This is a genomic window from Flagellimonas cixiensis (assembly GCF_042134615.1).
Lineage (GTDB): Bacteria > Bacteroidota > Bacteroidia > Flavobacteriales > Flavobacteriaceae > Flagellimonas > Flagellimonas cixiensis.
In genome coordinates, this window is the sequence record NZ_CP169639.1 from 2,790,505 (window position 1) to 2,806,940 (window position 16,436).

A 16,436-nucleotide genomic window follows, 5' to 3' on the forward strand; every position below is an offset into this window, starting at 1 on the left:
CAACTATGAGTGAGCAATTGATAGTAAAGACCATGGAGGAATTTATGGCCGAAGGCAAACAGCCAGAAATATTGTTCTGGGTGGGCTCTGCTGGTAGTTATGATGATCGTGCCAAAAAGATTTCCAGGGCGTTTGTTAAATTGTTGAACAAAGCCAATGTGGATTTTGCGGTTTTGGGCCCTGAAGAAAGCTCAACGGGCGATGTGGCCAAAAGGGCAGGTAACGAGTTTTTGTTTCAAATGCAGGCCATGATGAACATTGAATTATTGAACGGCTACGAAATAAAACGCATTGTGACCTGCGATCCACATTCTTTCAATACCCTAAAAAATGAATACCCTGAGTTGGGAGGGAATTACGAAGTGCTTCACCATACCCAATATCTTAAAGAATTGTTGGATAGCGGTCGATTGACCATCGAGGGCAAGGAATACAAGGGAAAGCGAATCACTTTTCATGATCCGTGTTATTTAGGTAGGGCCAATTCCGTTTTTGAAGCGCCTAGAGAAGTGTTGTCAAAGATCAACGCTGAATTGGTGGAAATGAAACGCCATAAGAAAACAGCCTTGTGCTGTGGAGCTGGCGGTGCCCAAATGTTCAAGGAGCCCGAAAAAGGGGATATGGACATTAATGTGTTACGAACGAAAGATGCTTTGGAGACCCAGCCAAATATCATAGCAACAGGGTGTCCCTATTGCAATACCATGATGACGGATGGTATCAAAGCGCATGAAAAAGAAGAAAGTGTTTCGGTGATGGATGTTGCCGAGCTTTTAGCAAACTCTATTTAGTATGTTAGTAGATTTTAAAGACCTTCCAGGTCATTCAAGAATATGGATTTACCAATCCAACCGCAGTTTTACCGATGCCGAACTAGTGGAGATAGAACAAAGTGTAGCCGAATTTTTAAAGCAATGGACTGCCCATGGCAGCGATTTGAATGCGGGATTCGAAATCAGGTATAAAAGATTTATTGTTATTGGGCTGGATCAGACCAACGCCAGTGCATCAGGTTGCTCGATTGATGCCTCTGTTCATTTTATACAAAGTTTGGAACAACATTTTGGGGTTGAGTTATTGGACCGCATGAATGTTTCCTATAAACAAGGAGAGTATATCGCCTATAAATCCCTTATAGATTTTAAGAAAATGGGCAAGGACAAAGCGGTATCAGCAAATACCATTGTTTTCAATAATTTGGTGGCTACCAAACAAGAGTATCTGGAAAGCTGGGAAGTCCCTGCAGGCGAAAGTTGGCACTCCCGATTTGTGTAGCCGCATGTTTATTTAACTTAAAAAACTATGCATTCCTCGTTGAAATGCAATATTTTTATGCGTATAAAGTTCATGTCTTAGGCAAGATATTTATGCAGAAACACCTCTACTTTCCCTTTTTCATCCTATTCAGTTTTTTAAGCTTTGGTCAACAAAACCCGTTGATTGTCAATGATTCTGTGGCTCAAAGGGCATGGGTGGACACTCAGTACGATAATATGTCACTAGAGGAGCGGATAGGGCAATTGTTCATGGTCATGGTTGCTTCCAGTCAGGAGAAGTCAGCGACGGATAAGGTGAAGGATTTAATAAGGGAGCAACATATTGGGGGGGTAATATTTTCAACAGGAGGTCCTGTGCGTCAGGTTCAATTGACGAATGAATATCAGGCAGCATCCAAAACCCCTTTGATGATAGGAATTGATGGGGAATGGGGAATGGCCATGCGATTGGATTCTACCTATGCTTTTCCGTGGAACATGACCCTTGGGGCCATTCAGGATAGTGCTTTAATAGAAAAAGTCGGTTATCAAATAGGGAAGCACGCTAAACGATTAGGAGTCCATATCAATTTTGCGCCAGATTTAGATGTCAACAACAATCCTAGAAACCCGATTATTGGAAACCGTTCTTTCGGAGAGGACCCTATAAATGTAGCCCAGAAGGGTATTGCATTTCTTCAGGGAATGGAAAAGGCAGGGGTGCTTTCCAGTGGTAAGCACTTCCCGGGTCATGGAGATACCGCGACCGACTCACATAAATCGCTACCCGTAATTGAAGGATTTCGGGAAGAATTGGACTCGGTGGAACTCTATCCCTTTCAAAAAGCCATAAAACAAGGATTGAGCTCTGTGATGGTGGCCCATTTATCGGTGCCCGAGTTGGAATCGAGAGAAGGGCACCCGTCAAGTCTATCCAAAAATATCATTACCAATTTGCTTCAGTCTGAAATGGGATTCGAAGGATTGGTGATCACCGATGCCTTAAATATGAAGGCTGTTTCTGAATTTGCTCCCGAAGGTGAAGTGGAGTTGCAGGCCTTTTTGGCCGGAAACGATATGCTTTTAATGCCCTTGGATGTGATTAAAGCCAAGGAAAAAATGATGGAGGCCTTTAATGAAGGAAGAATTACCGAAGAACGGCTTTCGTATTCCGTGAAGAAAATTCTAATGGCCAAATACAAGGTGGGATTGTACAATTATCAACCTGTGAAATTGGAAAACCTATATGAGGATTTAAACAGCATCAAAAACGATGTGATTTATGAGCAGGCCATTGAGGGGGCCATTACCGTAGCCAAAAACAATTTTTCATTAATGCCGATAAGGAAATTGGAAAACAAGAAAATTGCCTACGTGGAATTTGGTGATGACTCGGGGACGGATTTTTATAATGCATTGAACAAATTCAATACGGTAACACATATTAAAGCCAAGGATATTGTCGAATACCGACAAGTTTTGGCCGACTATAATTTGGTGATCATTGGGTTTCATAAAAATAATGACAGTCCATGGAAAGGCTTTAAATTCTCCAAACAGGAACTTTTTTGGATGGAGGAAATATCCCGATTGCGAACCAGCAATACCATTCTAACCGTTTTTGCCAAGCCGTATGCTCTTTTGGACATGGTCAATTTTGATACCATGGACGGCGTGGTTGTAGCATATCAAAATAGTAAAATAGCACAGGGTAAAGCTGCAGAAGTGATTTTTGGGGCGATTGGGGCCACGGGTAAATTGCCAGTTTCAGCGCATCCCGAATTTCCTGTTGGAACGGGATTGGACCTTGAACCCATTCAGCGATTGGGGTATAGCATCCCGGAAAGGGTAGGGATGGATTCTGGAATGCTTGCCGAGGTGGATACCTTGGTGCAGCATGGACTGGATTCACTCATGTATCCTGGTGCACAAGTGTTGATTGCACGAAGAGGCAAGGTTATCTACAATAAGAACTTTGGTAAACCCACCTACGAATCGGATGAATCCATAAACGATGAGTCCATTTATGATTTGGCCTCCTTAACAAAAATACTTTCCACCTTGCCCATGATCATGAAAATGGAAGAGGAGGGAAAGATTGCCTTGAACGACACGTTCAAGGACCTTATTCCAGCATATGAAGAAACGGATTTAAAGGATGTGACCGTTCTGAAAGCATTGTCACATTATGGACGTTTGCCCTCTTGGATTGCGTTTTACATTGACACCTTGACCAAGGATAGAAAACCTTCTCCGGAGTTTTACAGGAATAACCCTTCAGAAGCTTTTCCGTATAAAGTGGCAGAACAATTGTATTTGACCCGTGATTATAAGGATTCTATTTACAATCGGATTGGAAGGCAAAGTTTAAAGTCAAACCGATACCGATACAGCGATGTGGGGTATTATGTTTTTAAGGAATATATTGAAAAAACGTATCAACGGCCCATCGATGAGTTAGTGGATGAAAATTTTTACAAACCCATGGGGCTTCAACGAACCACCTTTAATCCGTTGAAAAAATTTCCCAAAGAAATGATAGTTCCCACAGAGGAGGACGACTATTTTAGATATCAAACGGTGCAGGGCTATGTGCATGATATGGGCGCGGCCATGCAAGGTGGGGTAGGAGGTCATGCGGGACTTTTTAGTACAGCTAACGAAGTGGCCAAAATTATGCAGATGTATTTACAAAATGGCTATTATGGGGGAGAACGTTATTTGGAAGAAAGAACCATTAAAAGATTCAACACCTGCTACTTCTGTAATAAAAATGTACGTAGGGGAGTAGGATTTGACAAACCACAACTGGAAGAAACGGGTCCTACCTGTGGCTGTGTTTCCCGAAAGAGTTTTGGGCATAGTGGATTTACAGGTACCTACACTTGGGCCGACCCGGATACAGAGATTGTGTATGTGTTTTTATCCAATAGGACCTATCCTTCTGCCACAAATAATTTGCTGATAAAGTCCGGTTTGCGAACACGTATCCAGCAGGCGATTTATGATTCTATTATAAATTAGGCAGAAAATAATGCCTTAGATTTGCTTTATGAAAATTGCAATAGTTTGTTACCCTACCTTTGGCGGTAGTGGAGTTGTAGCTACGGAATTGGGCATTGCCCTTGCAGAACGTGGACACGAAGTTCATTTTGTTACCTATCGCCAACCAGTTCGATTGGAATTGTTGGGTAACAATATTCATTTTCATGAAGTGCACGTTCCAGAATATCCCTTGTTTCATTACCAACCTTATGAATTGGCGTTGTCCAGTAAGCTGGTAGATACCATACGGGAGCATAAAATTGAGCTTTTGCATGTTCATTATGCCATTCCCCATGCCTATGCGGGGTACATGGCAAAGAAGATGTTGCAGGAATCGGGAATTTTTATTCCAATGATAACAACGCTTCACGGAACTGACATTACTTTAGTAGGTAAACACCCGTTTTACAAACCGGCGGTAACATTCAGTATCAACAAATCTGATGTGGTAACCTCGGTATCGCAGGCCTTGAAAGAAAGTACCTTGGACCTTTTTGATATTGAACGGGAAATTGAAGTGATCCCCAACTTTATAGAGACCAAGAAATACAGCCCAAGCTATACCGATTGTCAACGGTCGTTGATGGCCAATGATAATGAACGTATCATTACCCATATCAGTAATTTCAGAAAGGTAAAAAGGATTCCCGATGTGGTGAAGATATTTTACAAAATCCAAAAGGAAATCCCAGCTAAACTTATAATGGTGGGTGAGGGGCCAGAAAAGGAAAAAGCCGAAGATTTATGCGATTCCCTTGGATTGAAAAATAAGGTCCTGTTTTTGGGTAACAGTAACGAAATTGATAGAATTCTATGTTTTTCTGATATGTTCTTACTACCCTCAGAAACGGAGAGTTTTGGATTGGCTGCTTTGGAAGCGATGGTGAATAAAGTAGCGGTAATTTCGAGCAACACAGGAGGTATTCCCGAAGTGAACATTGACGGTGTTTCTGGGTATATGGCAGATGTGGGGGATGTGGATACCATGGCCTCAAAAGCTATCGAAATTTTAAAAGATGATGACGTTCTGGAGAAATTTAAAGAGAACGCCTATAATATTGCCACCAAATTTGATATTGTAAATATTCTTCCGTTGTACGAGGAAATTTATGAGAAAGCATACAGGTCACGCTTTAAAAACACTTTTTAAAATGCGGTTTTTAGGTTTTTTTCTTCTGGTTTTAGTGTTTTCATGCAAAGCACAAAAAGAGCCTAAAACTGAAACTGATCCTAAAATTGACAATTTGGTTTTATTGGCCCATGATAATTACAGCAATGTAAGTGAATATCAAACACAGGTGATCCGCGACCAAAAATCATTGCAAAAATTCTATTCACAGGTCAACAAAACACGTAAACCGGGCCTGCCCGTTCCCATGATTGACTTTAACAAAGAGATGTTAATCCTAGTGTGTCTGGGCGAACAACGTTCCAAAAAAAAAGTAGCTGTCTCAAAAGTCACGGAATCAGATGAAGAGATGGTTATGGAAGTAAAGGTTCTAGACGAAAAAGCCAAGGGAGAAGTCACGATTCAACCTATGTATTATCCATTTTACCTATATAAGGCACCATTGGTCGATAAGACCGTTTCCTTTCAAAAGAAACTATAAAAGCTAACTTACCTCTCATCGATAAAAACTACTTTTAATAGGGCAAACTTTAGCATTCTTTCCCTTAGAAGTAATTTTGTTGTTGATAAACCTCAAATCAATAAAATGAAAACTTCAAAACCCATTATGTTGGTTATAGCGTTGTGTTCTATGGCGCTAACCTTTGCCCAAGACCTTGAGATGACCAAAAAAGACAGTATTGTTCAAAGCTACTGGCTTGTTACCCTTGGAACCAATGCTGTAGATGATTCTGGACATGAGTTCAACAAGCTTTTTGACATTAAAAATGCTTGGAACATTGCTCCCTATCCATCGCGACTAAGTTTTGGCAGGTATTTTAAAAATGGTATTGGTCTTGAGGCTATTGGAAGTTATAACCAGTACCAAGAGGGGAAAACTGTGGATGGAACCATCATGCAAGAAGATGTAGATTACTTTGGCTTGGATTTCAGAGTAAGTTATGATCTTAATAAAATTTTGGGAGAAACAGGATTTTTCGACCCCTATGTTGGGATTGGAGCTGGATACACCGATGCCAATAATCATGGAGGAGGGACTTACAATGCTCTAATTGGTTTTAGAACATGGTTTTCGGACCATTGGGGTTTAGATTTTAGCTCAACGGGAAAATGGGCCATGGATACCGGAGAAGCTACAAACCATATTCAACATGCCGTTGGTGTTGCCTACAGATTTGATGTTGAAAAAGGTTTGTCCAGAAAAGGAATGGAGAAATTGGCCCTGATAGAGGAAATGGAAAAAGAACAGCAAAGAATCAACGATTCCATTGCTGAAGCCAAGGAAGCCCAAAGATTGGCGGAACAACTTAAACGAGAACAAGAAGCAGCTGCATTGGCTGCAGCCGAAAAAGCTAAAAAAGAAGCCGAGGAGGCTAGAAGAGCAGCTATTAAAACAAGAATAAATGAGTTGGGCAATGTTTACTTCAAATTAAATTCTTCTTATTTGACCTCTCAGGATAAAGAACTTTTGGATAAGTTAGTTACCATTATGAATGATGAGCAAGACTTAATTATTCAAGTAACCGCCCATACCGATTCCAGAGGCACCGAAAAATACAATCAATGGCTATCTGAACGAAGGGGAGAAAGAACTGTGGAATATGTTGTTTCTAAAGGAATTACTGCCGACAGGATTAGTGTAAAAGCCTTTGGGGAGACCCAGTTGGTGAATGAATGTTCGGATGGGGTTCGTTGTACAGAAGAGCAACATTCAAAGAACAGAAGGTCGGAGTTTATTATTATTAAATACTAATTCATAACATTTATATTAAGAAAGCCATAGTTACCGCTATGGCTTTCTTATTTTTAATCATAAAGTATGAAGAACATTTGATACTGTGTAAGATTTATATGGCGTTTTTTTAAAATTAAAAAACTTAGCCGTTTATTGAAATCCAATAAAATGTATAATTGTGGAAAAAGACTCATTGATATCTGTTATTATCCCTGCATATAATTCGGAAAAGTTTATCGCAAATACCATCCAATCTGTAATTGACCAAACCTATAAGGATTGGCAGCTCATAGTTGTAGATGATTGTTCGGAGGATAACACCGTGGAAATCGTTGCCGAATTTGCGGAAAAGGACCCTAGGGTTATTTGTGTTAGTCTTTCTAAAAATGGAGGTGCGGCTGTAAGTCGAAACAAGGGTTTGGAAAAGGCTAGCGGAAGATTCATTGCCTTTTTGGATAGTGATGATTCATGGTATCCGACAAAATTGCAAGATCAACGAGAATTTATGGTGAAAAACAATTATCCTATTTCTTTTACATCGTATGATCTAATGGATGAAAATGGGGAAGCACTTGGTAAAATAATAAATTCTGTTAAATCAATTGATTATACAGGTGTCTTAAAAAACACCATTATCGGAATGTCTACCTCAATGATAGATACCCGTATTGTAAAAAAAGACTTCAAATTCATAAATATTAGAACTAGACAAGATCTTTATCTATGGATCACATTATTAAAACGCGGTTACAAGGCTTATGGAATGGATAAGGTCTATGCTTCATACCGAGTTAGGAAGAACTCCATTTCCTCCAATAAAATTAAAGGAGCAATGCGAGTGTGGCATATTTATTACAAACTAGAGAAGTTAGGTTTGTTTAGGTCTGCCTATTACTTTGCAAATTATGCTTGGAATGCCTTTGCTAAAAAAATATAGTCAATTAATATAAAAGGTTTTATGGCCCAATACCCAATAATTTTACTATTGTTATTTATAGCTTTAAAGGGTTATTTAAAGTTGGCGACTAAATACAATATTATTGATAAACCAAATGAGAGAAGCTCTCATATTCAGCCAACCATAAGAGGTGGGGGCATCGTTTTTTTTCTTGCCATTTTGCTTTTTTTTGTTCTGAATGGATTTGAATATCCGTATTTCTTCGTTGGAATTTTACTTGTCTCCGTAATTAGTTTTGTTGATGACCTATACACCATAGGCAGTCCGATTAGGCTTGCTATTCAATTATTGGCAGTACTACTGGTGCTATTTGAAATTTCGGACTTTCAATTATCAATCCTGGTCATGGCACTTTCCATATTTTTTTCTATCGGATTTTTAAATATATATAATTTCATGGATGGTATAAATGGGATTACAGGTCTATATAGCATCACTGTAATCTTGGCATTATTTTATTGTAACTATTTTGTTTTTGAATTTATACAGTCTGATTTATTAATTTATTCCATGCTAGCTTTGTTGGTTTTTGGGTTTTTTAATTTTCGGAAGAAGGCAATATGTTTTGCTGGTGATATAGGTAGTATAAGTTTGGGCTTGTTGATTGTTTTTTGCATTGGAAACTTAATTTATAGCAGCAATAATATTTTTTATGTGTTTTTGATTCTATTATATGTTTTGGATGGAGGAATAACCATTGTTGAAAGACTGGTAAAGAGAGAGAATATTTTTGCTCCTCATAGAAAACATTTGTATCAAGCATTGGTTGATAACACAACCCTATCCCATCTTCAGGTATCCTATATCTATGTTTTGTGGCAAGCAATAATAAGTTTATTGTTCTTATATCTTACAAAGGCAAATTTCACTTGGTATTTCTATCTAGTGCTTTTGTTTTTAAATATTGCCATATATATATCATGTAAAACCTATGTAATAAAAAAACAAAAAATGGAGCGTTTATAATGGATGGAGGACAACAGTTTTCTTTAATGTTTAAGCCTGATATTTTTTTAGTTTAATCAAACACAATTTATTCCACATAAATTATGGCTTCTAAATTTTTATGGTCTTTTCATTACTTTAGGGCATTTGCAATTCTGAACATTGTAGTTCTTCATTTGTGGGTGTTGCCAAATAATGGTTCAAGCTTGGTAAGATTTCAAATGGTCTTTAAAGAATTGATATTCCATTCAAGCACTCTATATTTCCTTTTTATATCTGGTTTTTTGGTTATGCATTTGAAGGAAAAATTAACATGGAAACGATTTTATCTCGCCAAATTCAGAAATGTACTCTTACCCTATTTAATAATATCCATCGCATTAATTGTTCTATATGCTGTTTTAGGAAGTGAAAAACAAATAATCGATAGAGCTTTCCTATCAAATAGTATGTGGGCTTTAATTTATGGGAAGGTTAATTTTCATTTGTGGTATATCCCCTTTATAATACCAATATTTTTATTGACACCATTTCTTCTAAAAATTCCTTTGAGAATTTTGACAATCTTTGGGTTGACTCTATGCCTTGTTCCATTATTTGGAACTAGAACGGCCACTGATATAACATTGGGACAATATTTATATTTTTTTCCGGTCTATATTTTGGGTATGGTATCCAATCATTATTGGCCCATTTTGGAATTGTACATTACCAAGTACCTCAAGTACATAATAGTATTGGTTGTAATAATTACCTTAGTATTGGGATATTTTTTATATGGACATAATTTTGATGATCCATACCCCAATTATATTGAGGGCTTGTTCTATTTGAAAAGAATATGTTTCACTTTTTTGGTACTGCATGGTTTTAGAAATATAGAAACAAATAGGTTTCCTTTAATGGGAAAAATAGCTGAATATAGTTTTGCTCTATATTTTATTCATGGACCAATAAAGATTTTTTTACAGCCTTATTTTTTCCGTTTTCTAGACAAAATGGACCATATATGGTGGATTCCTGTTAGTTTGATATTCACAGTCTTACTTATTTTGCTTTGTATGTTTTTGATTAGAGGTACAAAGCTCATTTTTGGAAAAAACTCTCGAATACTTATTGGTTATTAATACTTAGCAATATTCTGACAATTGAATTGACACTCAATATTAGATATAAACAGTGATAGAGAAGTTTTGTCAAATACTATCCTTATGCTCTAACAAAGATTAAGGTTCTTCAAAAGAAAAAATAAGACTTGAAACATGAATCTAGAAAGGCGATAGTTATTGGCTAGTAGTATTTCTATTAAAAAATACCTATCTACATCTTAAAAGAATTTAAAATTTTTTGAGTTACTGTTGGCCATGCATTTTTTAGCGCTAACTCTTTTATATTTTCCTTAATTTCATTCTTTTCACTTACAGATTGGTCTTCAAAGTCACGGAGAATTTTTGAAACAGAAAGATGTTCTGTGCTTACCCAACCAATTTTCTCTAAAGTTACATATTCGGTAAGATCTGGAGGACCAGATACAATCACCGGTTTAATATACGTTCTTGCTAGCTGGGCAGTCCCACTTTCATGTCTAATAAATGGTTTGTATAAGTTGACAACAACATCGGCAACAGCAAAAAAATCGCGTTGTTCCTCATTTAAGATAAATCTTTGGAAGGTTTTTATTTTTGACGAAACATTCTGTTTGGTAGCTAAATCCAAAATGTATTTATAAGAAATATCTCCCTCAGGTCCAGCTATAATCCATTCCCAATTATCGTTTTTAAGAAGAGCTTCAATAATAGGCTGAAACTCTTTATCTGACCTTAAGGTACCAAAGGAAAGCATATAATGCTTTGTTGTATCTAGGTTCAATTTGAGCAATGCATTTTTCCTTTCAGTTTCGGATATTTGAATTGGAACCGGGGCGCCATAAGGAATGTTCTCAATTTTATGGGCATGTTTTTCACCAATTTGATTGATGAAATTTAATTTCATCTGATTTCCATGTACAAATGAGCAATTTGCGTTTTTAACAATAACTTTACTTGGATACCTTGCCAAATACTTATAAATCCCTGCAATTAAGGAAGTTTGTTTAAAGTTGAAATTGGTGTCATGGAAAATACACAGACAATTACCCTTATACTTTTTAATATTGTTTGCAAGACTGAAATATTCAAAAGTTTCAAATAACACCATAGGTTTTTCATGAAACGAATCATAATAGTTGGAGAAACTATTCAGAACGTTTTGGTAGTTTTTTATTCTTGAAAAGCCCCAATTTATTTTTTGTAGAACAGTTTGTTTTTTTTGTAGGTTGGAGTCTAGGTTAATCTTGACTTCAACAACATTATCCGGAAATTTTAATGGACCATCAACACCAAAAATATGTACTTCAAAACCCATTTTATCAAAAGCAGTGGATAGCCCTTTACAATAGTCAAATGAGTGACCATATTTTTGGTAAGCCCCTTGGCTAAAGATTAAAATTTTTTCCATGAACTGATGAAGGTTGATTAATTTCTGAATTATAATTTTTCAAAACTAGGGTTCGAAAGCTAAAATCAAAACGCTCACAATCCTTATTAAGTATAAAGTACAAGAATATTTAAAATTTGGATACAATTAAATAATGAGAAATGACTAAAATCAAAAGGCCCAATTCAATATTGAATTGGGCCTTTAATGCTTATCAAATCTCTTATTTAGTTGCCTTGTACTGGATAAAAGGTATTGCAGGTGGGCATGGACCAATTTGTTTCAACTACTCCATCTGGATTGAAGCCCTCCAAGGTAAAAATGGTATTGGATTTTGAATATAATTCACCGGTATTCAACTGATTTAATCTTAAATCATCTGCAATATTGTTTACGATGATATTTTCTGCTCCTGGTGATGCATGCCCGTATGTGGCTCTTCCTGTTTCAATTACTGGCCACGAATGCCAAGATGGAATATTAATTTCATTCTGTTCGATTAAGTTATTGCCATCATCTCCATCGTGGAAATTGATGTCGACTTCAATATAATTTTTAAAGATTACATTATATTCTGCACCCCTTTCTATGCTTATGTGTCTTATTCTTTTAACTGTATTGTTCACAAAAAGATTATGGTCACCAGTTATCAATACATATCCATTTCCGCCGCCTCCTTTATTGTAGGCTTGGTCAATTATTGTATTTCGTATAGTATTATGGTCACCAGATACACTAATTGGGTCATTGCCAGATTTCAGTATTCTACTATGGCTGATCCAATTATTTGTACTGGAACCGCTAAAATAAACCTGTCTTACGTGCAAGTCGTCATATCCATCAGGATCATTGGTATAACAATCACTGCACCAACCTCCATCAACTAAGCTTGGGCGATCTCGAGGTTCAAGTCCATCTACTTTAAAGAGTATAGTTAAATGTTCAAGACCTGAATAACTGGTGTCTTCAAAAAGGAAGGTGTTTTTCTTATTGTTCCAACCTGATGGGGCTCTTAAATGAGATTCTATAATGACTTCATCTTCACTTGTACCCCTTAAAACCACATTAGAACGCATATTAATGGTTGAGGTGACACTATAAGTGCCAGGTGTAAGTATGATAGTTCCGCCTCCCTGACTATACACTTGATCTATGGCAGTTTGTATGTTGTCTCTAGGTGTAATAGTTGATTTCACTTCTAGATTAGAAGGGATACCACCTTGCACTCCAGCGGTTACAAATTCATAAATGCTGGGATATGAACTATCCATACACGATGCATCAACATACATGCAGTCACCACCAAAATCACAATCGTCGGTAGTGTTATAATCAAATTTAGGTGTGCCCCCCGTATTGGTTTCGCTGCCTGTTGTGTCACCTAAGTCTCCACTTTGTGTAGAATTGATAATTAGATTAGGCTTCATGGTTGGATCTTCAATCTCTTTGGAAGCAAATGCAATATCATTTCCATTAGTTTGTATAATCACAAGTGAAATAGTTTCCTCGTTAAAATCTCCACTTTCCAACGGAATTATAACATTGTCTTGTGCTTGATAGGTGCCCTGAGATTTTCCTAGTAGGTTAACTGCTTTGGGAGCATTGCTTTCCGTTAATTCTTCTTCATTCCAATTGTTATGACTGCCTTTATACACCTCGATCAATCCATCTCCGGCATCTTCTACAATGGTAATATTTAAATCCACGGTGGATATCCCTGTTTGCAGTTCTTTTAGATTGAACATCATGTAAGCGGTTCTTATATCGCTTTCAACCCTATTTATTGATTCATTATACCCTTTGGAGTCCTGAATGAATGCATCGTTAACAGGTTCAATTACAACATCTTTTTCATCCTCTTGAGTTACATCAGAATTATCTGTTGGATCCTCAATGGAAATATCCTCATTGTTTTCTAAAATATCCTCAGCTACTTCTGCATAGAACAAATCTTGATCCTTTGCACAACCAGAGATAAAGGCAGCAACTAAAAAATAAAACAGGAAAACGTAGGTCTTTGGTGGTAGGAATTGGGGTTTCGTCATGTACTGGGGCTTAATTCACTGATAAAAATAGACTTATAAAACAAAAAACAGGTTTAATGGCATAAATAATCGATGAAATGCATTAAATTTTATTTTTCAGTTACATTACGTCCTAATTCACCGGTTTGGATTTCTTTAATTCTATATTTTTTAAGTATTCGACCAAATACCACTTTTGTTAAGATTTAATTGGGAATACTAAGGGACTTTCAAGTCAAAGGATTGTTTTCTGTTAATCATAAATATTAGTTCATTACCATTAATTTTAATATGTAATAAGTGACATTTAATGCCAGTCGGTTTAAGATAATTGTTGTTTTTTTGGCTTTTGGATGGTGATTTTAACGTATCCAAATTATTACGCAATGAAGATTAAAAATAATTGACACATAAAATTTTATGCATTATATATACGGCCATATAAGAATTTACACTAAACTGCGTTCCTGTTTTACATACTTTAAAATATAAGTTCGACAATTCATTATATTTTGTTGGTATGAATGAATCTCAGAGCCTTATAATTGATTATAAAGCTCATCAATCTTGATTAAATAAAAATTGTTATGTTAAATAACATTGCTGTTTTATTAACTTGTTTTAATAGAAAAAATAAAACACTAGAATGTCTTAACCATCTTAATTTAGCATCTGAGCCATTTTCAAAGTCTTTAAAAATAGATGTATATCTAACAGACGACAGTTCTTCTGATGGCACATATGATGCCGTAAAAAAGGAGTATCCCGATGTTACATTATTGAAAGGCAATGGAAGTTTGTTTTGGGCAAATGGGATGATCAACTCTTGGCAAGCAGCGTTGAAAAAAGACTATGATGGTTACCTATTGTTAAATGATGATACCTATGTATTTGATAATCTCTTTCATCAAATAATTGAGGCACATGAATATTGTTTGGAAAAATATAAAAGGGGAGGTGTTTATGTTGGTTCCACATATGATAAGGACACCAATAAACATACATACGGTGGTTCAATATTCAAGAATTGGTTTTGGTATAGGGTTCAGCAATTAATACCTAACGGTGAATATCAAGAATGTCATCTGGGGAATGCCAATATTTTATTTGCATCCAAGGAGGCTGTAGATACGGTTGGCATTCTTTCTAATGGCTACCTACATGGTGTTGCAGACTATGACTATACCCTTAAATGCGTAAAAAAGAAGGTGCCCGTTTTGGTGTTACCCGAATATGCAGGGTTTTGTAAATTTGATCATAAATCTCTTTATTACGATTTTGAAAAGAAAAGTCTGAGAGAAAGAATCAGTTACCTGTATAGTCCATTGGGGATAGATTTTAAATCTCGATTGATGTATATGAAAAAATTCTTTCCTTACCGATACCCCTTTTTTTTCATTGTTGGATGGTTCAAAGTCTTTTTTCCATCATCCTATAAATTCATTCTTAAGAGAAAATAATGCTCTTTAAAAGACCAAGTATTTTGTTTCCACGGAATTTATCTTAATCACATCTATCGAATTAATTACGCCTTAAAAATGAAAATTAAGCATTTAGTTTTTTTTGTTAATCCGATGAGCTATGGTACAATAGCAAAATATGACAAAAGTCTAATAGATAACATTCCTAATGCCAACATTTATTATTTTGGTCATAAAAAGAACCCCTATTATTCTGAACTAAATAATTTTTTTCCAATATATAATTATGGCGAGGGTGCTCAATGGAAAAAAGGGATAAGTTATACTTTTTCCCACATAACGCTATTGATCAATATTATATTAAAACGACCTAAAATAGTTCACTTCCAATGGTTCAAAGTATACAGGTTGGATTATCTGCTCATTAAGATCATCAAAATTTTCAAATGCAAAGTTGTTTTTACGGCTCATAATACATTACCACATGATTCAGGGGCAAAATATTTTGAATGGTTCAAAAAAATTTATTCCGTTGTCGACCTTATAATTGTTCATTCCGATAATACGAAAGAAGAGTTAAAGCTTGATTTTTCTGTTCATGAGGATAAAATGGCGACCGTGAATCATGGACTGTTTGATTATAATGATTCATATAATGCCGATAGAATGGATAGTATCAAACAAAAATTTATTGATTCATTGGCTTTGAAGGACAAAACAGTTTTCTCTCTTGTTGGTTTGGTATCTGCTTACAAAGGTATTGACCTTGTTATAGATGCTTGGAAGTCTTTTTTTGCTGCTGATGATTCTATCCATCTTTTCGTTGCTGGAAAAGGAGAGGAAAATAGATTAAATGAAATCGAAGGGCTATCCAATACAACAATTTTAAACTATTCATTGTCTGACGAAGAGTTTTTTGCCATACTTAATTTATCAGACTATCTCTTATTGCCATATCGAAAAATTTCACAAAGTGGGGTGCTATTAACAGCACTAAATTTAGAAAAAAGAGTTATTGTCTCCGATGAGGGCGGGTTAACTGACCCATTTAAATATGGAAATATTGGCTACATCATGGAAGAAACAAACCATATTGGTTTAAGGGATAGCATCCTTTTAGCATTGGACAATAAAAGTAATTACCCTTCTGAGCACACATGGAAATCTATAAAACAGGCCTATAGTTGGGAAAAAATAGGTGGGCAAACCTACGACATCTATCGAAGGCTAATGACGAACTATACATTAGGATAGTGTTATTTTGAAGGAAGTCTAAAATTAGACTTGACATTTGGAAGTTCTCTTAAATTAAGCTTTACCATGTTACAAGCTTAAAAAATTAGGTTCAGGTAATACATTCAAAACAAGAACAGGGGCAGGGTTAAATAAATTCACTTCAGCCTAGTTTTATTACAATTGAAAGAATTTTTTATAAATGAAACTTCAAT

At 36.1% G+C, this 16,436-nt stretch carries 13 protein-coding genes; 11 read left to right on the forward strand and 2 right to left on the reverse strand.

Going from position 1 to position 16,436, the window contains the following annotated elements:
• Window positions 1-5 precede the first annotated feature (5 nt).
• The 9 genes from ABT310_RS12450 (at window position 6) to ABT310_RS12490 (ending at window position 10,195) form a co-directional block, all read left to right on the forward strand.
• Complete coding sequence (locus ABT310_RS12450) at window positions 6-791, forward strand: (Fe-S)-binding protein (protein WP_375324210.1); 786 nt, start codon at window positions 6-8, stop codon at window positions 789-791.
• Window position 792: 1 nt separating this feature from the next.
• Window positions 793-1,275 (forward strand): ABC transporter ATPase, encoded by a 483-nt coding sequence (locus ABT310_RS12455; protein ID WP_375324211.1) that lies wholly within the window; start codon window positions 793-795, stop codon window positions 1,273-1,275.
• Window positions 1,276-1,367: 92 nt separating this feature from the next.
• Window positions 1,368-4,280 (forward strand): glycoside hydrolase family 3 N-terminal domain-containing protein, encoded by a 2,913-nt coding sequence (locus ABT310_RS12460; RefSeq protein ID WP_375324212.1) that lies wholly within the window; start codon window positions 1,368-1,370, stop codon window positions 4,278-4,280.
• Between the two features lie 28 nt (window positions 4,281-4,308).
• On the forward strand, window positions 4,309-5,451 hold the full coding sequence (bshA, locus tag ABT310_RS12465; RefSeq protein WP_375324213.1) for an N-acetyl-alpha-D-glucosaminyl L-malate synthase BshA: 1,143 nt from the start codon (window positions 4,309-4,311) through the stop codon (window positions 5,449-5,451).
• Window position 5,452: 1 nt separating this feature from the next.
• Window positions 5,453-5,911, forward strand: a complete 459-nt coding sequence (locus ABT310_RS12470; RefSeq protein ID WP_375324214.1) for a hypothetical protein — start codon at window positions 5,453-5,455, stop codon at window positions 5,909-5,911.
• 105 nt (window positions 5,912-6,016) lie between these two features.
• Window positions 6,017-7,183, forward strand: a complete 1,167-nt coding sequence (locus tag ABT310_RS12475) for an OmpA family protein (RefSeq protein ID WP_375324215.1) — start codon at window positions 6,017-6,019, stop codon at window positions 7,181-7,183.
• Between the two features lie 160 nt (window positions 7,184-7,343).
• Entirely contained in the window at window positions 7,344-8,102 is a 759-nt protein-coding gene (locus tag ABT310_RS12480) for a glycosyltransferase family 2 protein (RefSeq protein ID WP_375324216.1), read from the forward strand.
• Window positions 8,103-8,123: 21 nt separating this feature from the next.
• Window positions 8,124-9,089: a glycosyltransferase family 4 protein gene (locus ABT310_RS12485; protein ID WP_375324217.1), complete on the forward strand. Its 966-nt coding sequence runs from the start codon at window positions 8,124-8,126 to the stop codon at window positions 9,087-9,089.
• Between the two features lie 83 nt (window positions 9,090-9,172).
• A complete protein-coding gene (locus ABT310_RS12490) occupies window positions 9,173-10,195 on the forward strand; it encodes an acyltransferase family protein (RefSeq protein ID WP_375324218.1) in 1,023 nt (340 codons plus the stop codon).
• A 193-nt stretch (window positions 10,196-10,388) separates the two neighbouring features.
• Here the strand turns inward: ABT310_RS12490 and ABT310_RS12495 are convergent, their stop codons facing one another.
• Both ABT310_RS12495 and ABT310_RS12500 read right to left on the reverse strand, forming a co-directional pair.
• Entirely contained in the window at window positions 10,389-11,564 is a 1,176-nt protein-coding gene (locus ABT310_RS12495) for a hypothetical protein (protein WP_375324219.1), read from the reverse strand.
• A gap of 206 nt (window positions 11,565-11,770) precedes the next feature.
• Window positions 11,771-13,588, reverse strand: a complete 1,818-nt coding sequence (locus tag ABT310_RS12500; RefSeq protein ID WP_375324220.1) for a hypothetical protein — start codon at window positions 13,586-13,588, stop codon at window positions 11,771-11,773.
• 566 nt (window positions 13,589-14,154) lie between these two features.
• On the opposite strand from ABT310_RS12500, the gene ABT310_RS12505 reads away from it, so the two are divergent.
• Window positions 14,155-15,027 carry a glycosyltransferase family 2 protein gene (locus tag ABT310_RS12505; RefSeq protein ID WP_375324221.1) on the forward strand — a complete coding sequence of 291 codons (873 nt, stop codon included), beginning with the start codon at window positions 14,155-14,157 and terminating at the stop codon, window positions 15,025-15,027.
• 78 nt (window positions 15,028-15,105) lie between these two features.
• Window positions 15,106-16,242 carry a glycosyltransferase gene (locus tag ABT310_RS12510; RefSeq protein WP_375324222.1) on the forward strand — a complete coding sequence of 379 codons (1,137 nt, stop codon included), beginning with the start codon at window positions 15,106-15,108 and terminating at the stop codon, window positions 16,240-16,242.
• The last annotated feature ends 194 nt before the right edge of the window (window positions 16,243-16,436 follow it).

Excerpts from the sequence above, each read along its gene's own strand:
- ABT310_RS12450 (WP_375324210.1), top strand. The coding sequence starts at position 6 with ATGAGTGAGCAATTGATAGTAAAGACCATGGAGGAATTTATGGCCGAA.
- ABT310_RS12455 (WP_375324211.1), top strand. The coding sequence starts at position 793 with ATGTTAGTAGATTTTAAAGACCTTCCAGGTCATTCAAGAATATGGATT.
- ABT310_RS12460 (WP_375324212.1), top strand. The coding sequence starts at position 1,368 with ATGCAGAAACACCTCTACTTTCCCTTTTTCATCCTATTCAGTTTTTTA.
- bshA (WP_375324213.1), top strand. The coding sequence starts at position 4,309 with ATGAAAATTGCAATAGTTTGTTACCCTACCTTTGGCGGTAGTGGAGTT.
- ABT310_RS12470 (WP_375324214.1), top strand. The coding sequence starts at position 5,453 with ATGCGGTTTTTAGGTTTTTTTCTTCTGGTTTTAGTGTTTTCATGCAAA.
- ABT310_RS12475 (WP_375324215.1), top strand. The coding sequence starts at position 6,017 with ATGAAAACTTCAAAACCCATTATGTTGGTTATAGCGTTGTGTTCTATG.
- ABT310_RS12485 (WP_375324217.1), top strand. The coding sequence starts at position 8,124 with ATGGCCCAATACCCAATAATTTTACTATTGTTATTTATAGCTTTAAAG.
- ABT310_RS12490 (WP_375324218.1), top strand. The coding sequence starts at position 9,173 with ATGGCTTCTAAATTTTTATGGTCTTTTCATTACTTTAGGGCATTTGCA.
- ABT310_RS12495 (WP_375324219.1), bottom strand. The coding sequence starts at position 11,564 with ATGGAAAAAATTTTAATCTTTAGCCAAGGGGCTTACCAAAAATATGGT.
- ABT310_RS12500 (WP_375324220.1), bottom strand. The coding sequence starts at position 13,588 with ATGACGAAACCCCAATTCCTACCACCAAAGACCTACGTTTTCCTGTTT.
- ABT310_RS12505 (WP_375324221.1), top strand. The coding sequence starts at position 14,155 with ATGTTAAATAACATTGCTGTTTTATTAACTTGTTTTAATAGAAAAAAT.
- ABT310_RS12510 (WP_375324222.1), top strand. The coding sequence starts at position 15,106 with ATGAAAATTAAGCATTTAGTTTTTTTTGTTAATCCGATGAGCTATGGT.